Source organism: Pseudomonas guineae (genome assembly GCF_900113745.1).
Taxonomy (GTDB): domain Bacteria; phylum Pseudomonadota; class Gammaproteobacteria; order Pseudomonadales; family Pseudomonadaceae; genus Aquipseudomonas; species Aquipseudomonas guineae.
This window is the reverse complement of record NZ_FOQL01000001.1, coordinates 610,011-630,980: the sequence shown is the minus strand read 5'-3', so window position 1 is coordinate 630,980 and position 20,970 is coordinate 610,011. Positions and strand designations below refer to the sequence as shown.

Sequence of the window (20,970 nt, the reverse complement as noted above, 5' to 3'; positions counted from 1 at the left end):
AAATACATTAGCTTACCGTCCATTCCGTAAGAGAAGCCGCCGTGCCCAGTTTTTCCAGGCTCGTGTTGTGCAAAAAGTCGTCTTAACAGATAAATAATGCGGTTATGGCGAAGGGTTTTCATCCATAAGGTAACTGACAGCTTCATGGCAGGTCTGGTGCCTCTGTTTTGGTAAGGACTTCGTCAATAAGCGTGACTGGCAGCATAGGGCCTACATAAGCACTTTGCTCGCAATGCCTAGCTACATGAGCTTACAGAGTGCGCTAGTTTACAGACCAGTACGCGCGTGCGCGCGAAGGGGTGTTTCCGTGAGTGTTAACAGCGTTTCCATTTAGCTTGTAAAGCTTATCCCTTGGCTTGGCTGCCTTGATGGCGGAGTCTGTTAGCGGCGTGGCTTGGCGAGGCATACGGGCACCATCGTAGGGTTGTCGGGCGTGACCAAACTGGCGACAACCCTAAGAATGTCCCTAAAACTTTGGGCTTACAAGGTATGGGTGGGGAATTGCAGGCAATAAAAAACCGGCTCAAGGGCCGGTTCTCTAGGGTTTCAGGTCGTTTCGGTACGTCCTGAGAAATTTAAATGGTGCCCCGGGGGAGACTCGAACTCCCACTTCTTTCGAAAACGGATTTTGAATCCGCCGCGTCTACCGGTTCCGCCACCGGGGCACAATGGCGGCGGAGTATAGAGATGGTATTTGCATTGGTCAATGCACTGCGTGTTCAGAATGTGCGATTTCCGGTAAGCTTTGCCGCCCTTCTAGATGATCCACTCTGACCATGCGTGTTGCCGACTTTAATTTCGAGCTGCCAGACGCTCTGATTGCCCGTCACCCTCTTGCCGAGCGCCGCGCTAGCCGCCTGCTGGTGCTTGATGGGCCTACGGGTGAGCTGGCGCACCAGCAGTTCAGTGATCTGCTGGATTACTTGCGTCCTGGCGATCTGATGGTGTTTAACAACACGCGGGTGATTCCTGCGCGGCTGTTTGGGCAGAAGGCTTCGGGCGGCAAGCTAGAAGTCCTGGTCGAGCGGGTGTTGGACAGTCATCGCGTGCTGGCCCATGTGCGTTCGAGCAAATCGCCCAAGCCCGGTTCGAGCATCCTGATTGATGGTGGCGGCGAAGCCGAGATGGTCGCCCGTCACGATGGGCTGTTTGAGTTGCGCTTTAGCGAAGAGGTGCTGCCGCTGCTGGAGCGGGTCGGGCATATGCCGTTGCCGCCCTATATTGACCGCCCTGATGAGCAGGCAGACCGCGAGCGTTATCAGACGGTGTATGCCGACCGTGCCGGTGCTGTCGCAGCGCCAACTGCCGGGCTGCATTTTGATCAGCAGTTGCTGTCGGCGATTACTGAGATGGGCGTTGAAAGTGCTTTTGTCACCCTGCATGTGGGGGCGGGGACGTTTCAGCCGGTGCGGGTTGAGCGTATCGAAGACCACCATATGCACACTGAGTGGCTAGAGGTTGGTCAGGATGTGGTGGATGCCGTGGCGGCTTGTCGGGCGCGCGGTGGGCGAGTGATTGCCGTCGGTACCACCAGTGTGCGTTCGCTGGAGAGCGCGGCGCGCGATGGCGTGCTCAAGGCCTTCAGTGGCGACACCGATATCTTTATTTATCCAGGTCGACCGCTGCATGTGGTCGATGCGCTGGTGACCAACTTCCATTTGCCGGAATCGACTCTGCTGATGCTGGTCTCGGCGTTTGCCGGTTACCCGGAAACCATGGCGGCCTATCAGGCGGCGATTGCCGGCAAGTATCGTTTTTTCAGTTACGGTGATGCCATGTTTATCACCCGCAACCCCGCACCGCGCGGGCCAGAGGAACAGTTATGACGCGCACGTGCCGCATGTCTTTCGAATTATTGGCGACCGAAGGCAAGGCGCGCCGTGGTCGCTTGACCTTCCCGCGTGGCGTGGTGGAAACCCCGGCGTTTATGCCGGTGGGTACCTATGGCACGGTCAAGGGCATGATGCCGGACGATGTCGAGGCGATTGGCGCGCAGATTATTCTCGGCAACACCTTCCACCTGTGGTTGCGCCCCGGCACTGAGGTGATCAAGAAGCACGGCGACTTGCATGACTTTATGCAGTGGCAGGGCCCAATCCTCACTGACTCCGGTGGTTTTCAGGTGTTTAGCCTGGGTGCGATGCGTAAGATCAAGGAGGAGGGCGTCTACTTCGCCTCGCCCGTCGACGGTGCCAAGGTGTTTATGGGGCCGGAGGAATCAATGCAGGTGCAGCGTGATCTGGGTTCCGACATCGTGATGATTTTCGATGAGTGCACGCCGTATCCAGCTGAGTTCGATGTCGCCAAACAGTCGATGGAGTTGTCGCTGCGTTGGGCCAAACGCTCGAAAGACGCTCATGGCGAGAACACGGCAGCGCTGTTTGGCATCGTTCAGGGCGGCATGCATGAAGAGCTGCGCAAGGTTTCTCTGGATGGCTTGGAGCAGATTGGTTTTGACGGTTATGCCATTGGCGGGTTGTCAGTCGGTGAACCGAAAGAAGAGATGATCAAGGTCTTGGATTACCTGCCTGCGCAGTTGCCTGCTGACAAACCGCGCTACCTGATGGGCGTCGGCAAGCCGGAAGATCTGGTCGAAGGTGTGCGCCGTGGCGTCGACATGTTCGACTGCGTGATGCCAACCCGTAATGCGCGTAACGGCCATTTGTTTGTTGATACCGGCGTGCTGAAAATCCGCAATGCCTTCCATAAGCAGGATAATTCGCCGCTAGATTCGACTTGCGACTGTTACACCTGTAAACACTTCTCCCGCGCCTATCTGCATCATCTGGATAAGTGCGGCGAAATGCTCGGTAGCATGCTCAATACAATCCATAACTTACGGCATTATCAGGTGCTTATGGCTGGTTTGCGCGAGGCTATTCAACAGGGTACATTGGCCGCCTTTGTCGATGCCTTCTATGCCAAGCGCGGGCTGCCAACGCCGCCTCTGGACTGATTTCCTAACCTTATAAAGACCTTTCTACAGGAGTGTTATATGAGCTTTTTTATCCCCGCTGCGTTCGCTGAAGGTGCTGCACCGGCTGCCGGTCCGGTTGGCAGTGGCTTTGAATGGGTTTTTCTGGTCGGCTTTCTGGTCATCTTCTATCTGATGATTTGGCGTCCACAGGCCAAGCGTGCGAAAGAGCATAAAGGCTTGATCGGTGGCTTGCAGAAGGGTGATGAAGTGGTAACCAGCGGTGGTATCGCTGGCAAGGTGTCGAAGGTTTCCGATGACTTCGTGGTAATCGAAGTGTCCGACACCGTCGAGCTTAAGATTCAGAAAGTGGCGATTGCCGCCTCGCTGCCTAAAGGCACGCTGAAAGCGATCTAAGCCACACACCTTTACCATTCGACGGGGCGCTTAATGCGCCCCGCGTCATAACGGGCGGCGTCATGCTCAACAAGTTTCCCCTCTGGAAGTACCTGCTGATTCTGGCTGTGCTAGCAATCGGCTTTCTCTATTCTGCGCCCAATCTGTACCCGGATGATCCGGCGATCCAGATCAGTGGCAACAGCTCCGCCATGCGCGTCGAGCAGGCTGACCTTGAGCGTGCTAAACGTGCGCTGGAAGCGGCCGGTATCAGTGTAAAGGCAATCAGTGTGGCCAATCAGGGCCGTGCCGGCTTGCTGCGCTTGAACAGCGCTGAAGATCAGTTGCCTGCCAAAGAATTGGTGCGCAAGACCTTGAGCGATGAGTTCGTGGTGGCGTTGAACCTGGCGCAAACTACCCCGGATTGGCTGCGCAACTTGGGCGGTAGCCCAATGAAACTCGGCCTGGACTTGTCCGGTGGTGTGCACTTCCTGATGGAAGTGGACATGGACAAAGCTCTGGATGCGCGTCGTAAGGTCTACGAGGGTGAGGTCAAGAGCCTGCTGCGCAAAGAGCGTGTGCGTTATCGCAGCCTGCCTGAGCTCAATGGTGCAATTCAGTTGGGCTTTGTTGATGAGGCGGCGCTGGAGAAGGCTCAGCAGCTGATTCGCAAAGACTTCAACGATTTTGATATGACCACCGTGCAGCGTAATGAGCTGCAGGTGCTACGTTTGGCGCTGACCCAGGCCAAACTGGTCGAAATTCGCGAATATTCGATCAAGCAGAACCTGACCACGGTGCGTAACCGGGTCAATGAGCTGGGTGTGGCCGAGCCGCTGGTGCAGCGTCAGGGTGCCAACCGTATTGTGGTCGAATTGCCGGGCGTACAGGACACGGCTGAGGCCAAGCGTATTCTCGGTAAGACCGCCAACCTGGAGTTCCGTCTGGCCGCTGAGCCGGATGCGGCCAGGGCCGCGACTGAAAGTTTTGAGTTTCGTCAGGAAGGCCGTGCGCCCGCGCAGTTGGAGCGTGATCTGATCATCACGGGTGATCAGGTCACCGATGCACAGGCCAGCTTCGATGAGAACGGCAGCCCACAGGTGAATATTCGTCTGGATGGTCGCGGTGGCGATCTGATGAATCGCGCGACCCGCAATAATGTCGGGCGCAGCATGGCGGTGATCTTTATCGAGCAAAAGCCGGTGACCCGCTACGTGCGTCAGGTAGTCGACGGCGTCGAGAAAGAAGTTGAGTTGCAGACCTTCGTCGAAGAAAAGAAGATCATCAGCCTGGCCACTATTCAGTCGCCGCTGGGTAGCCAGTTCCGTATCACTGGGTTGGATGGTCAGGGCGAGTCGTCCGAGCTGGCGCTGTTGCTGCGTGCAGGTGGTTTGGCTGCACCGATGTACTTCGCTGAAGAGCGCACCATTGGTCCGAGCCTGGGTGCTGACAACATTGCTAAGGGCGTCAATGCGTCGTTGTGGGCGATGCTGTTTGTCTCGCTGTTTATCATTGCTATCTACCGCGCCTTTGGGGTGTTGGCGACTGTTGCGCTGGGCCTGAACATGGTGCTGCTGTTGGCGCTGATGTCGTTGCTCAGTGCCACGCTGACCCTGCCAGGTATTGCCGGTATCGTGCTGACCATGGGTATGGCGGTAGATGCCAACGTGCTGATCTTCTCGCGTATCCGTGAAGAGATTGCCAATGGCATGTCGATTCAGCGCGCCATTCATGAGGGCTTTGATCGGGCGTACTCGGCGATTGTCGACGCCAACCTGACCACGTTGTTGGTCGGTGGCATCCTCTTCGCTATGGGCACTGGGCCGGTCAAAGGCTTCGCGGTGACCTTGTCGCTGGGGATCATCACCTCGATGTTTACCGCGATTTTGGTGACGCGCTGCATGGTCAACCTGACTTGCGGCGGGCGTGACTTCAAGAAGTTGTGGATTTAAGGGGCTGTGATGAATCGTACGATCAACTTCATGGGGGTTCGCAATATAGCGTTCGCCCTCACCGTGGTGCTGACGCTGGTAGCGCTGGGTAGCCTGTTTACCAAAGGGCTGAACTTAGGCCTGGACTTTACCGGTGGTACGCAAATCGAGCTGAGCTACGAGCAGCCTGCCGACCTCGGTAATATTCGTGCGCAGCTGGCCGGTGCTGGCTATGCCGATGCTGTGGTGCAGAGCTTTGGTGCTACCACCGATGTAGTGGTGCGCATGCAGGGTAATGACCCTGAGCTGGGCAATAAGGTGGCCACTGCACTGCGTCAGGCTGGCGAGCAGCTTGAGGTAAAAAAGGTCGAATTCGTGGGTCCGCAGGTCGGTGAAGAGCTGCGCGATCAGGGCGGATTGGGGCTGCTGTTGGCGCTGGGCGGCGTGATGTTGTACTTGGCCTTCCGCTTCCAGTGGAAGTTCGGAGTCGGGGCGATTGTTTCGCTGATCCACGACGTTATTGTCACCCTCGGTATCCTCTCGTTCTTTCAGATCACTTTCGACCTTACGGTAATGGCCGCTTTACTGGCGATCATTGGCTACTCACTTAACGACACTATTGTGGTGTTCGATCGGGTGCGTGAAAACTTCCGGGTGCTGCGTAAGGCGACGTTGATAGACAACATCAACATCTCCACCACGCAAACTCTGCTGCGTACCATGGCAACATCTATCTCCACCTTGTTGGCGATTGGCGCGCTGCTGCTGTTTGCCGGCGACAACCTGTTTGCCTTCTCGGTGGCGCTGTTTGTCGGTGTTGCGGCGGGTACTTATTCGTCGATCTATATTGCCAACGTGGTGCTGGTGTGGCTTGACCTCACCGTTGATGACCTTATTCCGCCGGTGGTTGAAGAAGAGGTTGATGAGCGCCCCTGATTCTGTGGGTTGCATCGCAAATGATTGAAGGAGCCGGGCAAGCGTTGAACTTGCCCGGCTTTTTTATGCTCCAAGGCAAGGATTAAGGTGCATTGAGCGCCAAGCAGCGGTTTAGGAGGTTTGTATGAATAAGTCTTTGTTGATTGGCGCGGTGTTGGGTGCGGTGGGTGTGACGGCCGGCGGAGCAGTGGCCACTTACAATGTCGTCAATGCGCCGAAATATGCTGAAGTGCTAGCGGTGAAACCGGTTAACCAAACCATCAAAACTCCGCGCGAGGTGTGTAAGGATGTAACGGTTACCCGTCAAGCGGCGGTCAAGGACCAGCATAAAATAGCCGGTACGGCGATTGGTGCAGTGGTTGGCGGTTTATTGGGTAATCAGGTTGGCGGTGGCAACGGCAAGAAGCTGGCAACGGTGGCCGGCGCGGTAGGTGGTGGTTATGCCGGCAATAAGGTGCAGGGCAGCATGCAGGCTAACGACACCGTTACGACCACTGAAACGCGTTGTAATACGGTGACCGACAGCAGCGAGAAGCTGGTCGGCTATGACGTCAAATACGAGCTGGACGGCAAGATAAGCCAGGTGCGTATGGCCAATGATCCTGGTCAGCGGATTCCGGTACGTGATGGTGAGTTGGTATTGGTGGACTAAGTATTCATGCAATAAAAAAGCGCCCGAGGGCGCTTTTTTATTGCATGACCTACTAGCGCTTCAGTGAGGCAGATAGGTGCGGCTGAATAGCGGTAAGGGCTGCTTTGAAGCACTTAGTGTTGCCGGCGACGATCTGGCCTTTTTCAAGGAATTCGTGGCTGCCGCTGAAGTCGCTGACCAAGCCGCCTGCTTCTTGAATCAGCAGGGCGCCAGCGGCCATGTCCCACTCGGAAAGGCCAAACTCCCAGAATGCATCGAAGCGGCCCGTGGCAACGTAGGCCAGGTCTAAGCTTGCTGCCCCGCCGTGGCGTAGGCCAGCAGCCTGGCCTACCAAGCTGCGGAACATGCCGATGTAGTTCTCGAGGTTGTCCATCTGGTTCTCGCGGAACGGGAAACCGGTGCCGAGCAGTGCACCTTCCAGGCTCTTGCGATTGCCGACGCGCATGCGGCGGCCGTTGAGGGCGGCGCCACGACCGCGGCTGGTGGTGAATTCTTCTTGGCGCACGGGGTCGATGACCACTGCATGTTCAAGGCGGCCGCGGTATTTGCAGGCGATGCTCACTGCGTAATGCGGAATGCCGCGGATAAAGTTAGCGCTGCCATCCAGTGCGTCGATGATCCACACATAGTCTGCGCCTTCACCGCTGCCTGCGTTCAGGCCGCTTTCCTTGCCGAGGATGCCGTGAGTTGGATAGGCCTTACGCAGAGCTTGAATGATCAGCTGCTCGGCCGAGCGATCAAGCTCTGTTACATATTCCTTGGCTTCTTTCTCGTCGACCGAGATGACGTCCAAGCGTTCGGTCGAGCGGAAGATCATTTCGCCGGCGCTACGGGCTGCGCGCAGCGCGATATTCAGCATGGGCTGCATGGATGTTCACCTGGGTCGTTAAAGAAAGCCGGCCATTCTAGCAGAAAAGCCCGGCGGTTGAAGTGCAACCTGCGCCTTGCGTGGCGTAAGGTCGGATGCTTCTGTAAGATTTAACCGTCTAAACCTTGTTTGTGAGCGTTTGCGTTGCTAGAAAATATTCGTGTTGTTTTGGTCAATACCAGTCACCCGGGCAATATCGGCGGCGCGGCGCGGGCCATGAAGAACATGGGCTTGTCGCAGTTGGTGCTGGTTGATCCGCAGGATTTTCCGAGCGCCGATGCAGTGGCTAGAGCGTCTGGGGCAAGTGATGTGCTCGATGCGGCGCAGGTGGTCGGCACGCTAGAAGAAGCGCTGGTCGGTTGCAGTCTTGTGCTGGGCACCAGTGCGCGCGACCGGCGCATTCCATGGCCGCTGTTGGACCCGCGTGAGTGTGGTGTGGCGGCGTGCGAGCAAGCGCAGCAAGGTGCGCACGTGGCGTTGGTGTTTGGTCGTGAGTATGCCGGGCTGACCAATGAAGAATTGCAGCGTTGCCATTTTCACGTGCACATACCGTCTGACCCTGCGTTCAGTTCGCTTAATCTAGCTGCTGCAGTCCAGGTTCTGGCTTACGAAGTGCGTATGGCCTGGCTGGCGGCTGAAAATCAACCGACCAAGACGCCTAAGCTCGAGGCCACGGCTATTCAGAGTTCGCAGCCGGTGACGGCGGATGAGTTGGAGTCGTTTTATGCCCACCTTGAGCAGGCGCTGGTTGAGATTAAATTTCTCGACCCGGCCAAGCCACGGCACTTGATGAGCCGTTTGCGCCGTTTGTATGGGCGCAGTGAGGTCAGCAAGCTGGAAATGAATATCTTGCGCGGTATCTTGACGGAAACCATCAAGGCAGCGCGTGGCGAGCACTCAGAGCGGGAGAAAGTAGATGTTTGAGCGCATGCGAGAGGATATCCAAAGCGTATTTCATCGTGATCCGGCGGCGCGCAATACCTTTGAGGTGGTCACGTGCTATCCGGGCTTGCATGCGGTCTGGTTGCATCGCGTTGCGCATGCATTGTGGGTGGCTGGTTGGAAGTGGTTGGCGCGTGTAGTGTCGAATATTGGTCGCTGGATGACTGGTGTCGAAATCCATCCGGGGGCAAAAATTGGCCGGCGTTTCTTTATCGATCACGGCATGGGCATTGTGATTGGTGAAACCGCTGAAATCGGCAATGACGTCACGCTTTATCAGGGGGTGACCCTGGGTGGCACTAGCTGGAACAAAGGTAAGCGCCATCCGACTCTTGAAGACGGTGTGGTAGTGGGGGCTGGGGCTAAGGTGCTGGGGCCGTTTACGGTCGGTGCGGGTGCCAAGATCGGCTCCAATGCTGTGGTCACCAAGGCGGTGCCGGCGGGCGCAACAGCGGTTGGTATTCCGGGGCGAATTATCGTTAAGGCCGATGATGAGCAGGAAGCTAAGCGTAAAGCGATTGCCGAGAAGCTTGGCTTCGATGCCTATGGCGTAGGTCAGGATATGCCTGACCCGATTGCGCGCGCCATCGGTCAGCTGCTCGATCACCTGCATGCGGTTGATGGGCAGTTAGAGGGTATGTGTGGTGCGCTCCAGTCCTTGGGCAGTGACTACTGTTCAAAGGATTTGCCGCAGCTGCGTAACGAGGATTTCGCGGGTGTGGTTAAGGATGCCGACAAGCCCGCAGCGTGATGGTGCGTGGGCGTGCATTTTTGCTAAACTGCGTGCCCTCCATATTGCCTAATCCCGACAATAGCGCTAGGTCTTATAGTTGACTTAAATACTCGGGAATTGCATACTTGCGGCATATTGAGACCGCACGGTAATCCTCATGCGACTAACCACCAAAGGCCGTTACGCCGTCACCGCCATGCTTGATTTGGCGCTGCATGCTCAGCGTGGCCCGGTGTCTCTGGCTGACATTTCCGAGCGGCAGGGAATTTCTTTGTCTTACCTGGAGCAGCTATTTGCCAAGCTGCGCCGTGGCAACCTGGTATCCAGTGTGCGCGGTCCTGGTGGCGGCTATCAGCTGTCGCGAGAGATGCAGGGTATACAGGTGGCCGAGGTAATCGATGCGGTCAATGAGTCCGTCGATGCCACGCGCTGTCAGGGGCAGGGTGATTGTCACGCAGGCGATACCTGTCTTACGCATCATCTCTGGTGTGATCTCAGCCAGCAGATACATGAATTTCTCAGTGGCATCAGTCTCGCTGACTTGGTGACCCGCCGTGAAGTACAGGAAGTTGCCCAGCGCCAGGATCAGCGCCGTTGCAATGGCAGTACACCGTACCTGGATAAGATTGAAACGTCCGCCGTCGATTGAGCGCAAAGCGCTGGCTAGCTGGCCTGATACCCGATTAGGAGAGAACTGATGAAATTGCCGATTTATCTCGATTATTCCTCTACCACGCCGGTTGATCCGCGTGTTGCGCAAAAGATGAGTGAATGCCTGCTGGTTGACGGTAACTTCGGCAACCCGGCGTCGCGCTCCCATGTCTTCGGCTGGAAGGCAGAAGAAGCAGTAGAAAATGCCCGTCGTCAGGTGGCTGAGTTGGTCAATGCAGATCCGCGTGAGATTGTTTGGACGTCCGGTGCTACCGAATCCAACAACCTGGCGATCAAGGGCATTGCTGACTTCTACAAGAGCAAAGGTAAGCACCTGATTACCTCGAAGATCGAGCACAAAGCGGTGCTCGATACCATGCGCCAGCTTGAGCGCGAAGGCTTCGAGGTGACCTACATTGAGCCTGGTGAAGATGGTCTAATTACCCCTGCCATGATTGAAGCTGCGCTGCGTGCAGACACTATTCTGGTGTCAGTCATGCATGTGAATAATGAAATCGGCACCATCAACGATATTGCAGCGATCGGTGAGTTGACCCGTTCGCGTGGCGTGTTCTTGCACGTTGATGCGGCGCAGTCCACCGGTAAGGTGGCGATTGACCTGAGTTCACTCAAGGTCGATCTGATGTCGTTTAGTGCTCACAAGACCTACGGGCCGAAAGGCGTTGGGGCGCTCTATGTGTGCCGCAAGCCGCGTGTGCGTCTGGAAGCCCAGACCCACGGTGGCGGTCACGAGCGTGGCATGCGCTCAGGTACCCTGGCGACCCATCAGTGTGTGGGTATGGGTGAAGCTTTCCAGATTGCTAAGCAAGAAATGGAGCAGGAAAACCAGCGTATTCTGGCCCTGCGTGATCGCTTCTTTAAGCAGGTCGATGGTCTTGAAGAGCTGTACATCAACGGCAGCATGGTTGCCCGTGTACCGCATAATCTCAACCTCAGCTTCAACTATGTTGAGGGCGAGTCGCTGATTATGGCGCTCAAGGACTTGGCTGTTTCTTCCGGGTCGGCCTGCACCTCAGCTTCGCTGGAGCCGTCCTACGTATTGCGCGCCCTGGGCCGCAATGACGAGCTGGCACACAGTTCCATTCGCTTTACCTTCGGCCGCTTCACAACTGATGAAGAAGTCGATTACGCCGCGCAGAAGGTTTGCGAAGCGGTTACCAAGCTGCGCGAGTTGTCGCCGCTCTGGGATATGTATAAAGACGGTGTCGACATCTCCAAGATCGAGTGGGCGGCGCACTAAGTAGTCGCCGAACAAGAGCGACTCTCTGATGAGGAAGGAATACCAACATGGCTTACAGTGAAAAGGTCATTGACCACTACGAGAACCCGCGCAACGTCGGCAAGATGGATGCGGAAGACCCGAGTGTAGGCACCGGCATGGTCGGTGCCCCAGCTTGCGGAGACGTGATGCGTCTGCAGATCAAGGTCAACGAGCAGGGCGTGATCGAAGACGCCAAATTTAAGACCTACGGTTGTGGTTCAGCGATTGCCTCCAGCTCACTCGCGACCGAGTGGATGAAGGGTAAGACCCTGGATGAAGCGGAAACCATCAAAAACACCCAGCTGGCCGAGGAGTTGGCTCTGCCGCCGGTAAAAATTCACTGCTCGGTCCTCGCGGAAGATGCCATCAAGGCAGCCGTGCGTGACTACAAGCAGAAGAAAGGCTTGCTCTAAGGAGGTTTGTCGATGGCTATCAGCATGACCGAAGCGGCAGCTCAGCACGTGCGTCGTTCCCTTGATGGGCGCGGCAAGGGTGAGGGCATCCGTTTGGCTGTTCGCACCACTGGCTGTTCAGGCCTGGCTTATGTGCTGGAGTTTGTCGATGAGACCGCCGGCGAAGACCAGGTGTTCGAGAACTTTGGGGTCAAGGTAATCATCGACCCCAAAAGTCTGGTTTACCTGGATGGAACCGAACTGGACTTTGTCAAAGAAGGGTTGAACGAAGGCTTCAAGTTCAACAACCCCAACGTGCGCGGCGAATGTGGCTGCGGCGAAAGCTTCAACATCTGAGGCGCGTGTGGGTACTCCTTGTCACTTTGCTTTGTTTGATCTGCAGCCGGGTTTTCGTTTAGATCCGGAGTTGTTGGCCAGTCGTTACCGCGAGCTGGCTCGGCATGTCCACCCCGACCGCTTTGCTGATGCTTCCGAGCGTGAGCAGCGACTGGCGCTGGAGCAATCTGCCAGCCTCAATGAAGCCTATCGGACGCTGAAAAACGCCCCACACCGGGCGCGGTACCTGCTCGCGTTGAGCGGACCTGAGTTGCCGCTGGAAGTGACTGTGCAAGATCCGAGCTTCTTGCTGCAGCAGATGCAGTGGCGCGAAGAGCTAGAGGATCTGCATGACAGTGCGGACCTGGCTGGGGTTGCACAGTTCAAGCGACGTTTGAAAGTGGCTCAGGATGAGCTCAACGAAAGTTTTGCCGTTTGTTGGGATGATGCGTTGCGGCGTGAAGAGGCCGAGCGCCTGATGCGCCGCATGCAGTTTCTCGACAAGCTCTCTCACGAGGTTCGTCAGCTGGAAGAGCGCCTCGACGATTAACGCTGGTGCGCGTGTTGCGCTGCACCTGATACATAAGCATTGATTAATCATGGCCTTACTGCAGATCGCTGAACCCGGACAAAGCCCCCAGCCACACCAGCGTCGGCTGGCAGTGGGGATTGATCTTGGTACCACCAATTCGCTAGTCGCTGCCGTGCGTAGCGGGCTTTCGGAGCCACTGGCTGATGCCGCTGGGCAGGTTATTCTGCCGTCAGCCGTGCGCTACCACGCAGATCGCATCGAAGTGGGCGAGGTCGCCAGAGCGGCTGCTTCGGGTGATCCGCTGAATACTGTGCTGTCGGTCAAGCGCCTGATGGGACGTGGGTTGGCTGACGTCAAGCAGCTCGGCGAGCAGCTGCCATACCGCTTTGTCGGTGGCGAGTCGCACATGCCGTTCATTGAGACGGTGCAGGGGCCGAAAAGTCCGGTTGAAGTTTCTGCCGATATTCTCAAAGTGCTGCGTCAGCGTGCTGAGGCGACTCTGGGCGGCGAGCTGGTTGGGGCGGTTATTACCGTGCCTGCCTATTTTGATGACTCGCAGCGCCAAGCCACCAAGGATGCTGCGCGTCTGGCTGGACTGAATGTGCTGCGCCTGCTCAACGAGCCGACCGCAGCGGCGGTCGCTTATGGTCTCGATCAGCACGCCGAAGGTGTGGTGGCGATTTATGACCTGGGCGGCGGCACCTTCGATATTTCTGTACTGCGCCTAACCGGTGGCGTCTTTGAAGTGCTCGCCACGGGCGGAGATAGCGCGCTTGGCGGTGATGATTTCGATTACGTCATCGCGGCTTGGGTTGTGCAGCAGGCGGGCGTGTCGGCGGACCTCGATCCGGGTCAGCAGCGCTTGTTGCTACAGGCTGCCTGTGCGGCTAAGGAAGCGCTGACTAACAGCGCCTTGGTCACGCTCAGCTATGCCGGCTGGCAAGGTGAGTTGAGTCGTGAGCAGCTTGATGCGCTGATCGAGCCGATGGTGGCGCGCAGCCTCAAAGCCTGCCGCCGCGCGGTGCGTGATGCCGGTATTGAGCTGGACGAGGTTGAGGCGGTGGTCATGGTCGGTGGCTCTACCCGTGTGCCGAGGGTCCGTCAGGCGGTGGCCGAATTGTTCTGCCGTGAGCCGTTGGCTGATATCGATCCGGATCAGGTAGTGGCCATTGGTGCGGCGATCCAGGCGGACGCCCTGGCGGGTAACAAACGCGGTGACGGTGAGGAGTTACTGTTGCTAGACGTGATTCCGCTGTCGCTAGGTCTTGAAACCATGGGCGGGTTGATGGAGAAGGTGATTCCGCGTAACACCACTATCCCCGTGGCCCGAGCTCAAGATTTCACCACTTACAAAGACGGCCAAACGGCCATGATGATTCATGTGCTGCAGGGCGAGCGTGAGCTGATCAGTGACTGCCGTTCCCTGGCGCGTTTCGAATTGCGTGGTATTCCGCCAATGGTGGCGGGGGCGGCGAAAATTCGTGTGACCTTTCAGGTGGATGCCGATGGCCTGCTCAGCGTTGCAGCCCTTGAGCTAGCGTCTGGGGTTGAGGCGAGTATCCAGGTCAAGCCATCCTATGGTCTGACGGATGGCGAAATCGCTCGCATGCTGCAGGACTCTTTCAAAAATGCGGGTGACGACAAGGTTGCGCGCGTGTTGCGTGAGCAGCAAGTCGATGCCCAGCGTTTGCTTGAGGCCGTCGAGGCGGCTCTGCTGGCAGATGGCGAGCGCTTGCTGGATGCCGATGAGCGCATGGCCATCGATGCGCAGATGCAGCAATTACGTGATTGCATGGCTGCCAGTGATGGCTTGGCCATTGAGCAACATACGAAACGACTGACCCAGATAACCGATGCCTTCGCGGCGCGTCGTCTGGATGCCACGGTCAAAGCCTCGTTGGCTGGCCGTAGTCTTGATGAGATTGAGGAATAAGCATGCCGCAGATTATTTTTCTGCCCCACGCTGTACTGTGCCCAGAAGGTCTAGTGATTGAAGTTGCGCCCGGGACTTCGGTGCTTGAAGTGGCGCATGAGCATCACATCGAGATCGAAAGCGCCTGTGGTGGCGTGTGTGCGTGCACCACGTGTCACTGTGTTATTCGTGAGGGCTTTGATTCGCTGGCTGAAGCTGATGAGTTGGAAGAAGACATGCTCGACAAGGCATGGGGGCTGGAGACTCAGTCGCGGCTGTCCTGTCAGGCTGTCGTAGGTACCGAAGATATCACTGTCGAGATTCCTAAGTACTCGCTCAACCATGCCGCCGAAGCGCCGCACTGATTCAAGGGGTTGTTATGACACTGAAATGGGTTGATGTGCTCGAAATCGCTATTCAATTGGCCGAATCCAAGCCTGATGTGGATCCACGTTACGTCAATTTCGTTGATCTGAATAAGTGGATTCAAGCCCTGCCTGAATTCAGTGATGATCCGACGCGTGGCGGCGAAAAGGTGCTGGAGGCCGTTCAGGCCGCCTGGATCGAAGAGGCTGACTGAGTCAGCCCTTACGCTGTTAGGTAATCCCAATAAACCCGCGTATAATTCGCGGGTTTAATTTTTCGCTTTAACTACTGTTTCTGGAGTTTCACATGGCTGTTCAACGCACTTTCTCCATCATCAAGCCTGACGCTGTTGCTAAAAACGTTGTCGGTGAGATCACCAGCCGTTTCGAAAAGGCCGGTCTGCGCGTCGTTGCTTCGAAAATGCTTCAGCTGTCCGAGCGCGAGGCTGCTGGCTTCTACGCGGAGCACAGCGAGCGTGGCTTCTTCAAGGATCTGGTTGCGTTCATGACCTCCGGTCCAGTTATCGTTCAGGTTCTGGAAGGCGAAAACGCTGTTCTGGCCAACCGTGACCTGATGGGCGCTACTAACCCGAAAGAAGCTGCTGCTGGCACCATCCGTGCTGATTTCGCGGTTTCCATCGACGAAAACGCTGTTCACGGTTCTGACTCTGAAGCTTCTGCTGCTCGCGAAATCTCTTACTTCTTCGCTTCCACCGAAGTTTGTGCGCGCATTCGCTAAGCGAATTGAGTGAGGGTGAAGCCATGATTACATCGACCGGTAAAACCAATCTCTTGGGTCTGACTCAGGCAGAGATGGAACAATTCTTCGAACATATCGGGGAGAAACGTTTCCGCGCCGGTCAGTTGATGAAGTGGATTCACCATTTTGGCGTCGATGATTTCGATGCCATGAGTAACGTCAGCAAGGCCTTGCGCGAAAAGCTCAAGGCTTGTGCTGAAATCCGCGGCCCAGAAGTGGTCAGCGAAGATATTTCCACTGATGGCACGCGCAAGTGGGTAGTGCGAGTGGCGTCAGGCAGTTGCGTCGAAACGGTGTATATCCCCCAGGGCACGCGGGGCACCTTGTGTGTTTCCTCGCAGGCCGGCTGTGCGTTGGATTGCAGTTTCTGCTCGACGGGCAAGCAAGGTTTTAATAGCGATCTCACTGCAGCCGAAGTGATCGGGCAGGTGTGGATCGCTAACAAGTCGTTTGGCAGTATCCCGGCCAAGGTCGATCGTGCCATCACCAACGTGGTGATGATGGGCATGGGCGAACCATTGCTGAACTTTGATAACGTCGTCGCCGCCATGAAAATCATGATGGATGACCTCGGTTATGGCATTTCCAAGCGCAAGGTGACGCTGTCTACCTCAGGCGTGGTGCCAATGATCGACAAGCTGGGCGAAGTGATTGATGTGTCGCTAGCCTTGTCTCTGCATGCGCCGAATGACGAGCTGCGTAGCCAGTTGGTACCGATCAATAAGAAGTATCCGCTGGAAATGCTCTTGGCGGCTTGCAAACGTTACGTCTCGCGCCTTGGCGAGAAACGTGTGCTGACTATCGAATACACCCTGCTCAAGGATGTGAACGATAAGATTGAGCACGCTGAGGAAATGATCGCACTTCTCAAAGATGTGCCTTGCAAGATCAACCTGATTCCGTTTAATCCCTTCCCCCACTCGGGGTATGAGCGGCCGAGCAATAATGCCATTCGCCGTTTCCAAGACCTGCTGCATAAAGCCGGGCACAATGTCACCGTACGCACCACGCGAGGCGAGGATATTGACGCAGCCTGTGGCCAGTTGGTTGGGCAGGTTATGGACCGTACCCGCCGTAGTGAACGTTACATCGCTGTGCGTGAATTGAGTAGCGAGGCAGAAACGCCGAGTGCCGCCGCCAATCGAACCTGAGGGGAGGATACCCATGACCTTGCGTCCCGCGTTATTGCTGTTGGTCGCTAGTCTGTTAGCCGGTTGTGTCACCACCGGTACTGTTGACCCGATGAAAACCGGTAAGGGCCGTGATGAGGCCCGTGATGCCTATGTTCAGCTGGGCATTGGTTACCTGCAGCAAGGCCAGACCGAGCGTGCCAAGGTGCCGCTGAAAAAGGCCTTGGAACTCGACTCTTCCAATGCCGATGCCCATGCAGCCCTGGCGTTGGTATTCCAGATAGAAATGGAACCCAAGCTGGCGGATGAGCACTTCCGTAAAGCCCTTTCGCAGCGCGGTGACGATGCCCGCTTGCTGAATAACTACGGCAGTTTCCTGTTCGAGCAGCAGCGTTATCAAGAAGCGTTTGAGCGTTACTTGGAGGCAGCCCGGGACAACCTCTATCCTGAGCGTTCGCGGGTTTTTGAAAACCTCGGCTTGACCTCACAGCAGTTGCAACAACGTGAGCAGGCAAAGGCCTACTTTGAGCGCTCACTGCGCTTGAATAGCCGACAGCCGCGCGCCTTGATGGAAATGGCGCAGTTATCCTATGAGGACAAGCAGTTCGTACCCGCCCGTAGCTACTACGAAGGCTATCTAACCTTGGCGCCGCAGAGTGCGCGTAGTTTGTTGTTAGGCGTGCGTTTAGCGAAGATTTTCGAGGAGCGTGACAATGCTGCGAGCCTCGGTTTGCAGTTGAAGCGACTTTATCCGGGTACGCCGGAATATCAGCAATACCTGTCGGAGCAATGATGAAAGCGGCGCATCCTGAAGTGCTAGCGGTTCCCCGTATCAATCCGGGTGAGACTTTGCGCGAGGCTCGTGAGGGTCGTGGTTGGACTGTTGCCGAGGTCGCTGCGCAGTTGAACTTAACCTCGCAACGCTTGAGTCAGGTCGAGCAAGGTGCCTTCGACAAGTTGCCTGGGCATACCTTTGCGCGTGGTTATGTTCGGGCTTACGCCAAGTTATTGGAGCTCGATCAGAACCGTCTGGTGCTGGAGTTCGATCAATTCACCGGCAGCGACGCCGCTGGTAGCAGTGTGCACAGCCTGGGGCGCATCGAGGGGCCAGTGAGTTATTCACAGCGTATTTTGCGCATGGTCAGTTTTGTTTTATTGCTCGCACTGGCGGGCTTGAGTTTCTTCTGGTGGCAGGAAAAAGCTGAGCGCCAGACTGAAGACTTGGCCACGACCAGCCTTGAGCATGTTGAGGTAGATGGCGCCGACGGCACTACGCAGATCCATCCGCTGGATGAACCAGAGGATCAGGCAGTGGACGCGGCCCAGTTAGATGCTGAGACTGCCTTGCCGTTGTTGACTGAAGGCACTGCTGAATTGGCAAATGCGGCCTCCAACGAAACAACAGCCTTGGTTGCACCGGCTGAACAGACCCCCGCTCCTGCCGGCACAGCAACTGCGCCTGTTGCAGTAGAGGCAATCGTTGCTGCGTCCGCTGAAACCGCACCGCTGCAGGCAGCTGCTGGCGAGGCAGTGGTCAGCTTGAATTTTATTGCGGACTGCTGGACACAGCTGACCGATGCAAATGGCAAGGTGCTGTTCAGCGCTCTTAAACGCAAAGGCGATAGCCTAGAGCTGGCCGGTAAGGCGCCGTTGGAGCTGCGCCTGGGCTTTGCCCGTGGTGCGCAGGTTAGTCTGAATGGCAGTCCGATCGATGTAGCGCCTTTTATCTCCGGTGAAACCGCGCGTCTGAAGTTGGGTGGGCAGTAGCATGCAATGCGAATCACCGATTAAACGTCGTATATCCCGCAAAATCTGGGTGGGCTCAGTACCGGTCGGCGGCGACGCGCCGATTGCCGTGCAGAGCATGACCAACAGTGACACCAATGATGTGGCCGCCACTGTGGCGCAGATTCGTCGTCTGGAAGATGCCGGTGCTGACATTGTGCGCGTCTCAGTGCCGGACATGGATGCGGCCGAAGCCTTTGGTCGCATCAAGCAGCAAGTTAACGTGCCATTGGTTGCTGATATCCATTTCGACTACCAGATCGCCTTGCGCGTTGCTGAGCTCGGGGTTGATTGTCTGCGCATCAACCCGGGCAATATTGGCCGTGAAGACCGTGTCCGTGCGGTGGTTGAGGCGGCGCGAGACCGAGGCATCCCGATTCGCATCGGGGTCAATGCGGGCTCGCTGGAAAAAGACCTGCAGAAGAAATATGGCGAACCGACGCCCGAGGCGTTGGTCGAGTCGGCGTTGCGCCATGTTGAGCACCTGGATCGTCTGAACTTTCCTGATTTCAAGGTCAGCGTAAAGGCCTCTGATGTATTTATGGCGGTCGCCGCCTATCGCCTGCTGGCTAAACAAATCGAGCAACCGCTGCACTTGGGTATCACCGAGGCGGGCGGTTTGCGCTCGGGTACCGTCAAGTCGGCAGTTGGTTTGGGCATGCTGTTGGCTGAAGGCATTGGTGACACTATCCGTATTTCTCTCGCCGCTGACCCAGTGGAGGAGATCAAGGTCGGTTACGACATCCTCAAGTCCCTGCGTTTGCGTTCGCGGGGAATCAACTTCATCGCCTGCCCGAGCTGCTCGCGGCAGAATTTTGATGTGGTCAAGACCATGAACGAGCTGGAACAGCGCGTCGAAGACCTACTGGTACCGCTCGACGTGGCGGTGATCGGCTGTGTGGTCAACGGCCCGGGCGAAGCTAAAGAAGCGCATATCGGCCTGACAGGTGGTTCGCCCAACCTGATCTACATCGATGGCAAACCGGCGCGCAAGTTGGGCAATGACAACCTGGTTGATGAGCTGGAAAAGTTGATTCGCCAGAAAGCGGCCGAAAAGGTCGCCGCTGACGCTGCCGTTATCGTGCGCGGCTAACACCGTTAAGGAATTGAATTGAGCAAGCCCCTGCAAGCCATCCGTGGCATGAACGATATCCTTCCCGAGCAGACCCCGCTTTGGCGCTATTTTGAAGGCACTGTGGCCAATCTGCTCGACGGTTACGGCTATCGCCAGATGCGCATGCCGATCGTCGAATTCACCGAGCTATTCAAGCGCTCCATCGGCGAAGTCACCGACATCGTCGAAAAAGAGATGTACACCTTCGACGACCGCAATGGTGATTCCCTGACCCTGCGCCCGGAAGGCACCGCCGCGTGCGTGCGCTCAGTGCTTGAGCATGGTTTATCCGGTGGTGGGCAAACGCAGAAACTATGGTACATCGGCCCGATGTTCCGTCACGAACGCCCGCAGAAAGGTCGTTATCGCCAGTTCCATCAGATTGGTGTGGAGGTCTTCAATGTTGACGGCCCTGACATCGATGCCGAGCTGATCGTGCTGACCTGGCGCTTGTGGGGTCTGCTGGGTATTCGTGATGCAGTGAAGCTTGAACTCAACAGCCTGGGTACCAGTGCGGCGCGTGCGGTGTACCGTGATGCGTTGGTTGAGTTTCTTACGGCGCACGCTGATCAGTTGGATGAAGACAGCCGCCGCCGCATGGGTAGCAACCCATTACGGGTGCTCGACAGCAAAGCGCCAGAAACGCAGGCTGTGCTGGTCCATGCGCCGAAGCTGGCGGATTACCTAGATGAAGAATCGCGGGTGCATTTTGAGGGGTTAAAGGCCCGTTTGGATGCCGCGGGCGTGCCTTACGTTATCAACCCCAAGCTGGTGCGCGGCCTGGATTACTACAGCAAAACCGTGTTCGAGTGGGTCACCGATCAGCTCGGCTCCCAGGGCACCGTTTGCGCTGGTGGCCGTTACGATGGCCTGGTTGAGCAAATGGGTGGTAAGCCGACGCCGGGCGTGGGTTTTGCCATGGGCATCGAACGTTTGGTGCTGTTGCTCGAAACTCTAGGTAAAGTACCGGTTGAAATTGCTCGTACGGTTGATGTTTACCTGTGTGCCTTCGGTGAAGCCGCAGAACTGGCGGCCTTGGCATTGAGTGAGCGTCTGCGTGATCAGCTGCCGGGCCTGCGTCTGCAAGTGAACGCCGGAGCGGGTAGCTTCAAGAGTCAGTTCAAAAAAGCCGACAAAAGCGGCGCACTGTTCGCCTTGATCTTGGGTGAAGACGAATTGGCCCAGCAAGTGGTAGGTTGCAAGCCGCTGCGCGGTCAGGGCGAGCAGCAAAGTATTGCATGGTCGGCATTGGCCGATCATCTGGCGAACTGCGCCAATCAGGCCTGAGCGTCTATTTAGTGATTTAGCGAAAAGGAGTGTTGGGGTGGTTTCGCGTACT

The 20,970-nt window shown here is 56.6% G+C and carries 23 protein-coding genes and 1 tRNA gene; 22 read left to right on the top strand and 2 right to left on the bottom strand.

Annotated features, from left to right (window positions below; genetic code table 11):
• Positions 1-580 precede the first annotated feature (580 nt).
• Positions 581-665: transfer RNA gene (locus tag BMZ32_RS03005), tRNA-Leu, on the bottom strand.
• Between the two features lie 111 nt (positions 666-776).
• On the opposite strand from BMZ32_RS03005, the gene queA reads away from it, so the two are divergent.
• The 6 genes from queA to BMZ32_RS02975 all read left to right on the top strand — a co-directional run bounded on the left by queA (position 777) and on the right by BMZ32_RS02975 (position 6,829).
• Entirely contained in the window at positions 777-1,826 is a 1,050-nt protein-coding gene (gene queA / locus BMZ32_RS03000) for a tRNA preQ1(34) S-adenosylmethionine ribosyltransferase-isomerase QueA (RefSeq protein ID WP_090239403.1), read from the top strand.
• Between the two features lie 14 nt (positions 1,827-1,840).
• Positions 1,841-2,956 carry a tRNA guanosine(34) transglycosylase Tgt gene (gene tgt, locus BMZ32_RS02995; RefSeq protein WP_167376737.1) on the top strand — a complete coding sequence of 372 codons (1,116 nt, stop codon included), beginning with the start codon at positions 1,841-1,843 and terminating at the stop codon, positions 2,954-2,956.
• 39 nt (positions 2,957-2,995) lie between these two features.
• Positions 2,996-3,331, top strand: coding sequence for a preprotein translocase subunit YajC (gene yajC / locus BMZ32_RS02990; protein WP_090239398.1), 336 nt, complete (start codon positions 2,996-2,998; stop codon positions 3,329-3,331).
• A 62-nt stretch (positions 3,332-3,393) separates the two neighbouring features.
• Positions 3,394-5,262 (top strand): protein translocase subunit SecD, encoded by a 1,869-nt coding sequence (gene secD / locus BMZ32_RS02985; protein ID WP_090239395.1) that lies wholly within the window; start codon positions 3,394-3,396, stop codon positions 5,260-5,262.
• Positions 5,263-5,271: 9 nt separating this feature from the next.
• The gene (gene secF, locus BMZ32_RS02980; protein ID WP_090239393.1) at positions 5,272-6,177 is read left to right on the top strand and encodes a protein translocase subunit SecF; all 906 of its coding nucleotides are present in this window, start codon (positions 5,272-5,274) and stop codon (positions 6,175-6,177) included.
• Between the two features lie 124 nt (positions 6,178-6,301).
• Positions 6,302-6,829 carry a glycine zipper 2TM domain-containing protein gene (locus BMZ32_RS02975; protein WP_090239390.1) on the top strand — a complete coding sequence of 176 codons (528 nt, stop codon included), beginning with the start codon at positions 6,302-6,304 and terminating at the stop codon, positions 6,827-6,829.
• A 52-nt stretch (positions 6,830-6,881) separates the two neighbouring features.
• Here BMZ32_RS02975 and suhB read toward each other — a convergent pair whose 3' ends face one another.
• Positions 6,882-7,697, bottom strand: coding sequence for a type III secretion system regulator SuhB (suhB, locus tag BMZ32_RS02970; protein WP_090239386.1), 816 nt, complete (start codon positions 7,695-7,697; stop codon positions 6,882-6,884).
• 144 nt (positions 7,698-7,841) lie between these two features.
• Between suhB and trmJ the strand changes: the two genes are divergently transcribed.
• The 16 genes from trmJ (at position 7,842) to hisS (ending at position 20,918) form a co-directional block, all read left to right on the top strand.
• Positions 7,842-8,621, top strand: a complete 780-nt coding sequence (gene trmJ / locus BMZ32_RS02965; protein ID WP_090239384.1) for a tRNA (cytosine(32)/uridine(32)-2'-O)-methyltransferase TrmJ — start codon at positions 7,842-7,844, stop codon at positions 8,619-8,621.
• Entirely contained in the window at positions 8,614-9,390 is a 777-nt protein-coding gene (gene cysE, locus BMZ32_RS02960) for a serine O-acetyltransferase (protein WP_090239381.1), read from the top strand. Before trmJ ends, cysE begins: the two co-directional genes overlap by 8 nt.
• A 139-nt stretch (positions 9,391-9,529) precedes the next feature.
• Positions 9,530-10,021 (top strand): Fe-S cluster assembly transcriptional regulator IscR, encoded by a 492-nt coding sequence (gene iscR, locus BMZ32_RS02955; protein ID WP_090239378.1) that lies wholly within the window; start codon positions 9,530-9,532, stop codon positions 10,019-10,021.
• A gap of 48 nt (positions 10,022-10,069) precedes the next feature.
• Entirely contained in the window at positions 10,070-11,284 is a 1,215-nt protein-coding gene (locus tag BMZ32_RS02950) for an IscS subfamily cysteine desulfurase (protein ID WP_090239375.1), read from the top strand.
• Positions 11,285-11,331: 47 nt separating this feature from the next.
• Entirely contained in the window at positions 11,332-11,718 is a 387-nt protein-coding gene (iscU, locus tag BMZ32_RS02945) for a Fe-S cluster assembly scaffold IscU (protein ID WP_090239371.1), read from the top strand.
• 12 nt (positions 11,719-11,730) lie between these two features.
• Positions 11,731-12,054, top strand: coding sequence for an iron-sulfur cluster assembly protein IscA (gene iscA, locus BMZ32_RS02940; protein ID WP_090239368.1), 324 nt, complete (start codon positions 11,731-11,733; stop codon positions 12,052-12,054).
• Positions 12,055-12,061: 7 nt separating this feature from the next.
• Positions 12,062-12,583: a co-chaperone HscB gene (hscB, locus tag BMZ32_RS02935; protein ID WP_090239365.1), complete on the top strand. Its 522-nt coding sequence runs from the start codon at positions 12,062-12,064 to the stop codon at positions 12,581-12,583.
• 49 nt (positions 12,584-12,632) lie between these two features.
• Positions 12,633-14,498 (top strand): Fe-S protein assembly chaperone HscA, encoded by a 1,866-nt coding sequence (gene hscA / locus BMZ32_RS02930; RefSeq protein ID WP_090239362.1) that lies wholly within the window; start codon positions 12,633-12,635, stop codon positions 14,496-14,498.
• 2 nt (positions 14,499-14,500) lie between these two features.
• Positions 14,501-14,842: an ISC system 2Fe-2S type ferredoxin gene (gene fdx, locus BMZ32_RS02925; RefSeq protein ID WP_090239359.1), complete on the top strand. Its 342-nt coding sequence runs from the start codon at positions 14,501-14,503 to the stop codon at positions 14,840-14,842.
• Positions 14,843-14,856: 14 nt separating this feature from the next.
• Entirely contained in the window at positions 14,857-15,057 is a 201-nt protein-coding gene (gene iscX / locus BMZ32_RS02920; RefSeq protein ID WP_090239356.1) for a Fe-S cluster assembly protein IscX, read from the top strand.
• A 92-nt stretch (positions 15,058-15,149) separates the two neighbouring features.
• Positions 15,150-15,581 carry a nucleoside-diphosphate kinase gene (gene ndk / locus BMZ32_RS02915; protein WP_090239354.1) on the top strand — a complete coding sequence of 144 codons (432 nt, stop codon included), beginning with the start codon at positions 15,150-15,152 and terminating at the stop codon, positions 15,579-15,581.
• A 23-nt stretch (positions 15,582-15,604) separates the two neighbouring features.
• Positions 15,605-16,753 carry a dual-specificity RNA methyltransferase RlmN gene (gene rlmN, locus BMZ32_RS02910; protein WP_090239352.1) on the top strand — a complete coding sequence of 383 codons (1,149 nt, stop codon included), beginning with the start codon at positions 15,605-15,607 and terminating at the stop codon, positions 16,751-16,753.
• Between the two features lie 13 nt (positions 16,754-16,766).
• On the top strand, positions 16,767-17,525 hold the full coding sequence (gene pilW, locus BMZ32_RS02905) for a type IV pilus biogenesis/stability protein PilW (protein ID WP_090239350.1): 759 nt from the start codon (positions 16,767-16,769) through the stop codon (positions 17,523-17,525).
• Positions 17,525-18,499, top strand: a complete 975-nt coding sequence (locus BMZ32_RS02900; protein ID WP_090239348.1) for a RodZ domain-containing protein — start codon at positions 17,525-17,527, stop codon at positions 18,497-18,499. The genes pilW and BMZ32_RS02900 overlap by 1 nt, the downstream gene beginning before the upstream one ends.
• 1 nt (position 18,500) lies before the next feature.
• Positions 18,501-19,610 (top strand): flavodoxin-dependent (E)-4-hydroxy-3-methylbut-2-enyl-diphosphate synthase, encoded by a 1,110-nt coding sequence (gene ispG, locus BMZ32_RS02895; RefSeq protein ID WP_090239345.1) that lies wholly within the window; start codon positions 18,501-18,503, stop codon positions 19,608-19,610.
• An 18-nt stretch (positions 19,611-19,628) separates the two neighbouring features.
• The gene (hisS, locus tag BMZ32_RS02890) at positions 19,629-20,918 is read left to right on the top strand and encodes a histidine--tRNA ligase (RefSeq protein WP_090239341.1); all 1,290 of its coding nucleotides are present in this window, start codon (positions 19,629-19,631) and stop codon (positions 20,916-20,918) included.
• Positions 20,919-20,970: the final 52 nt, after the last annotated feature.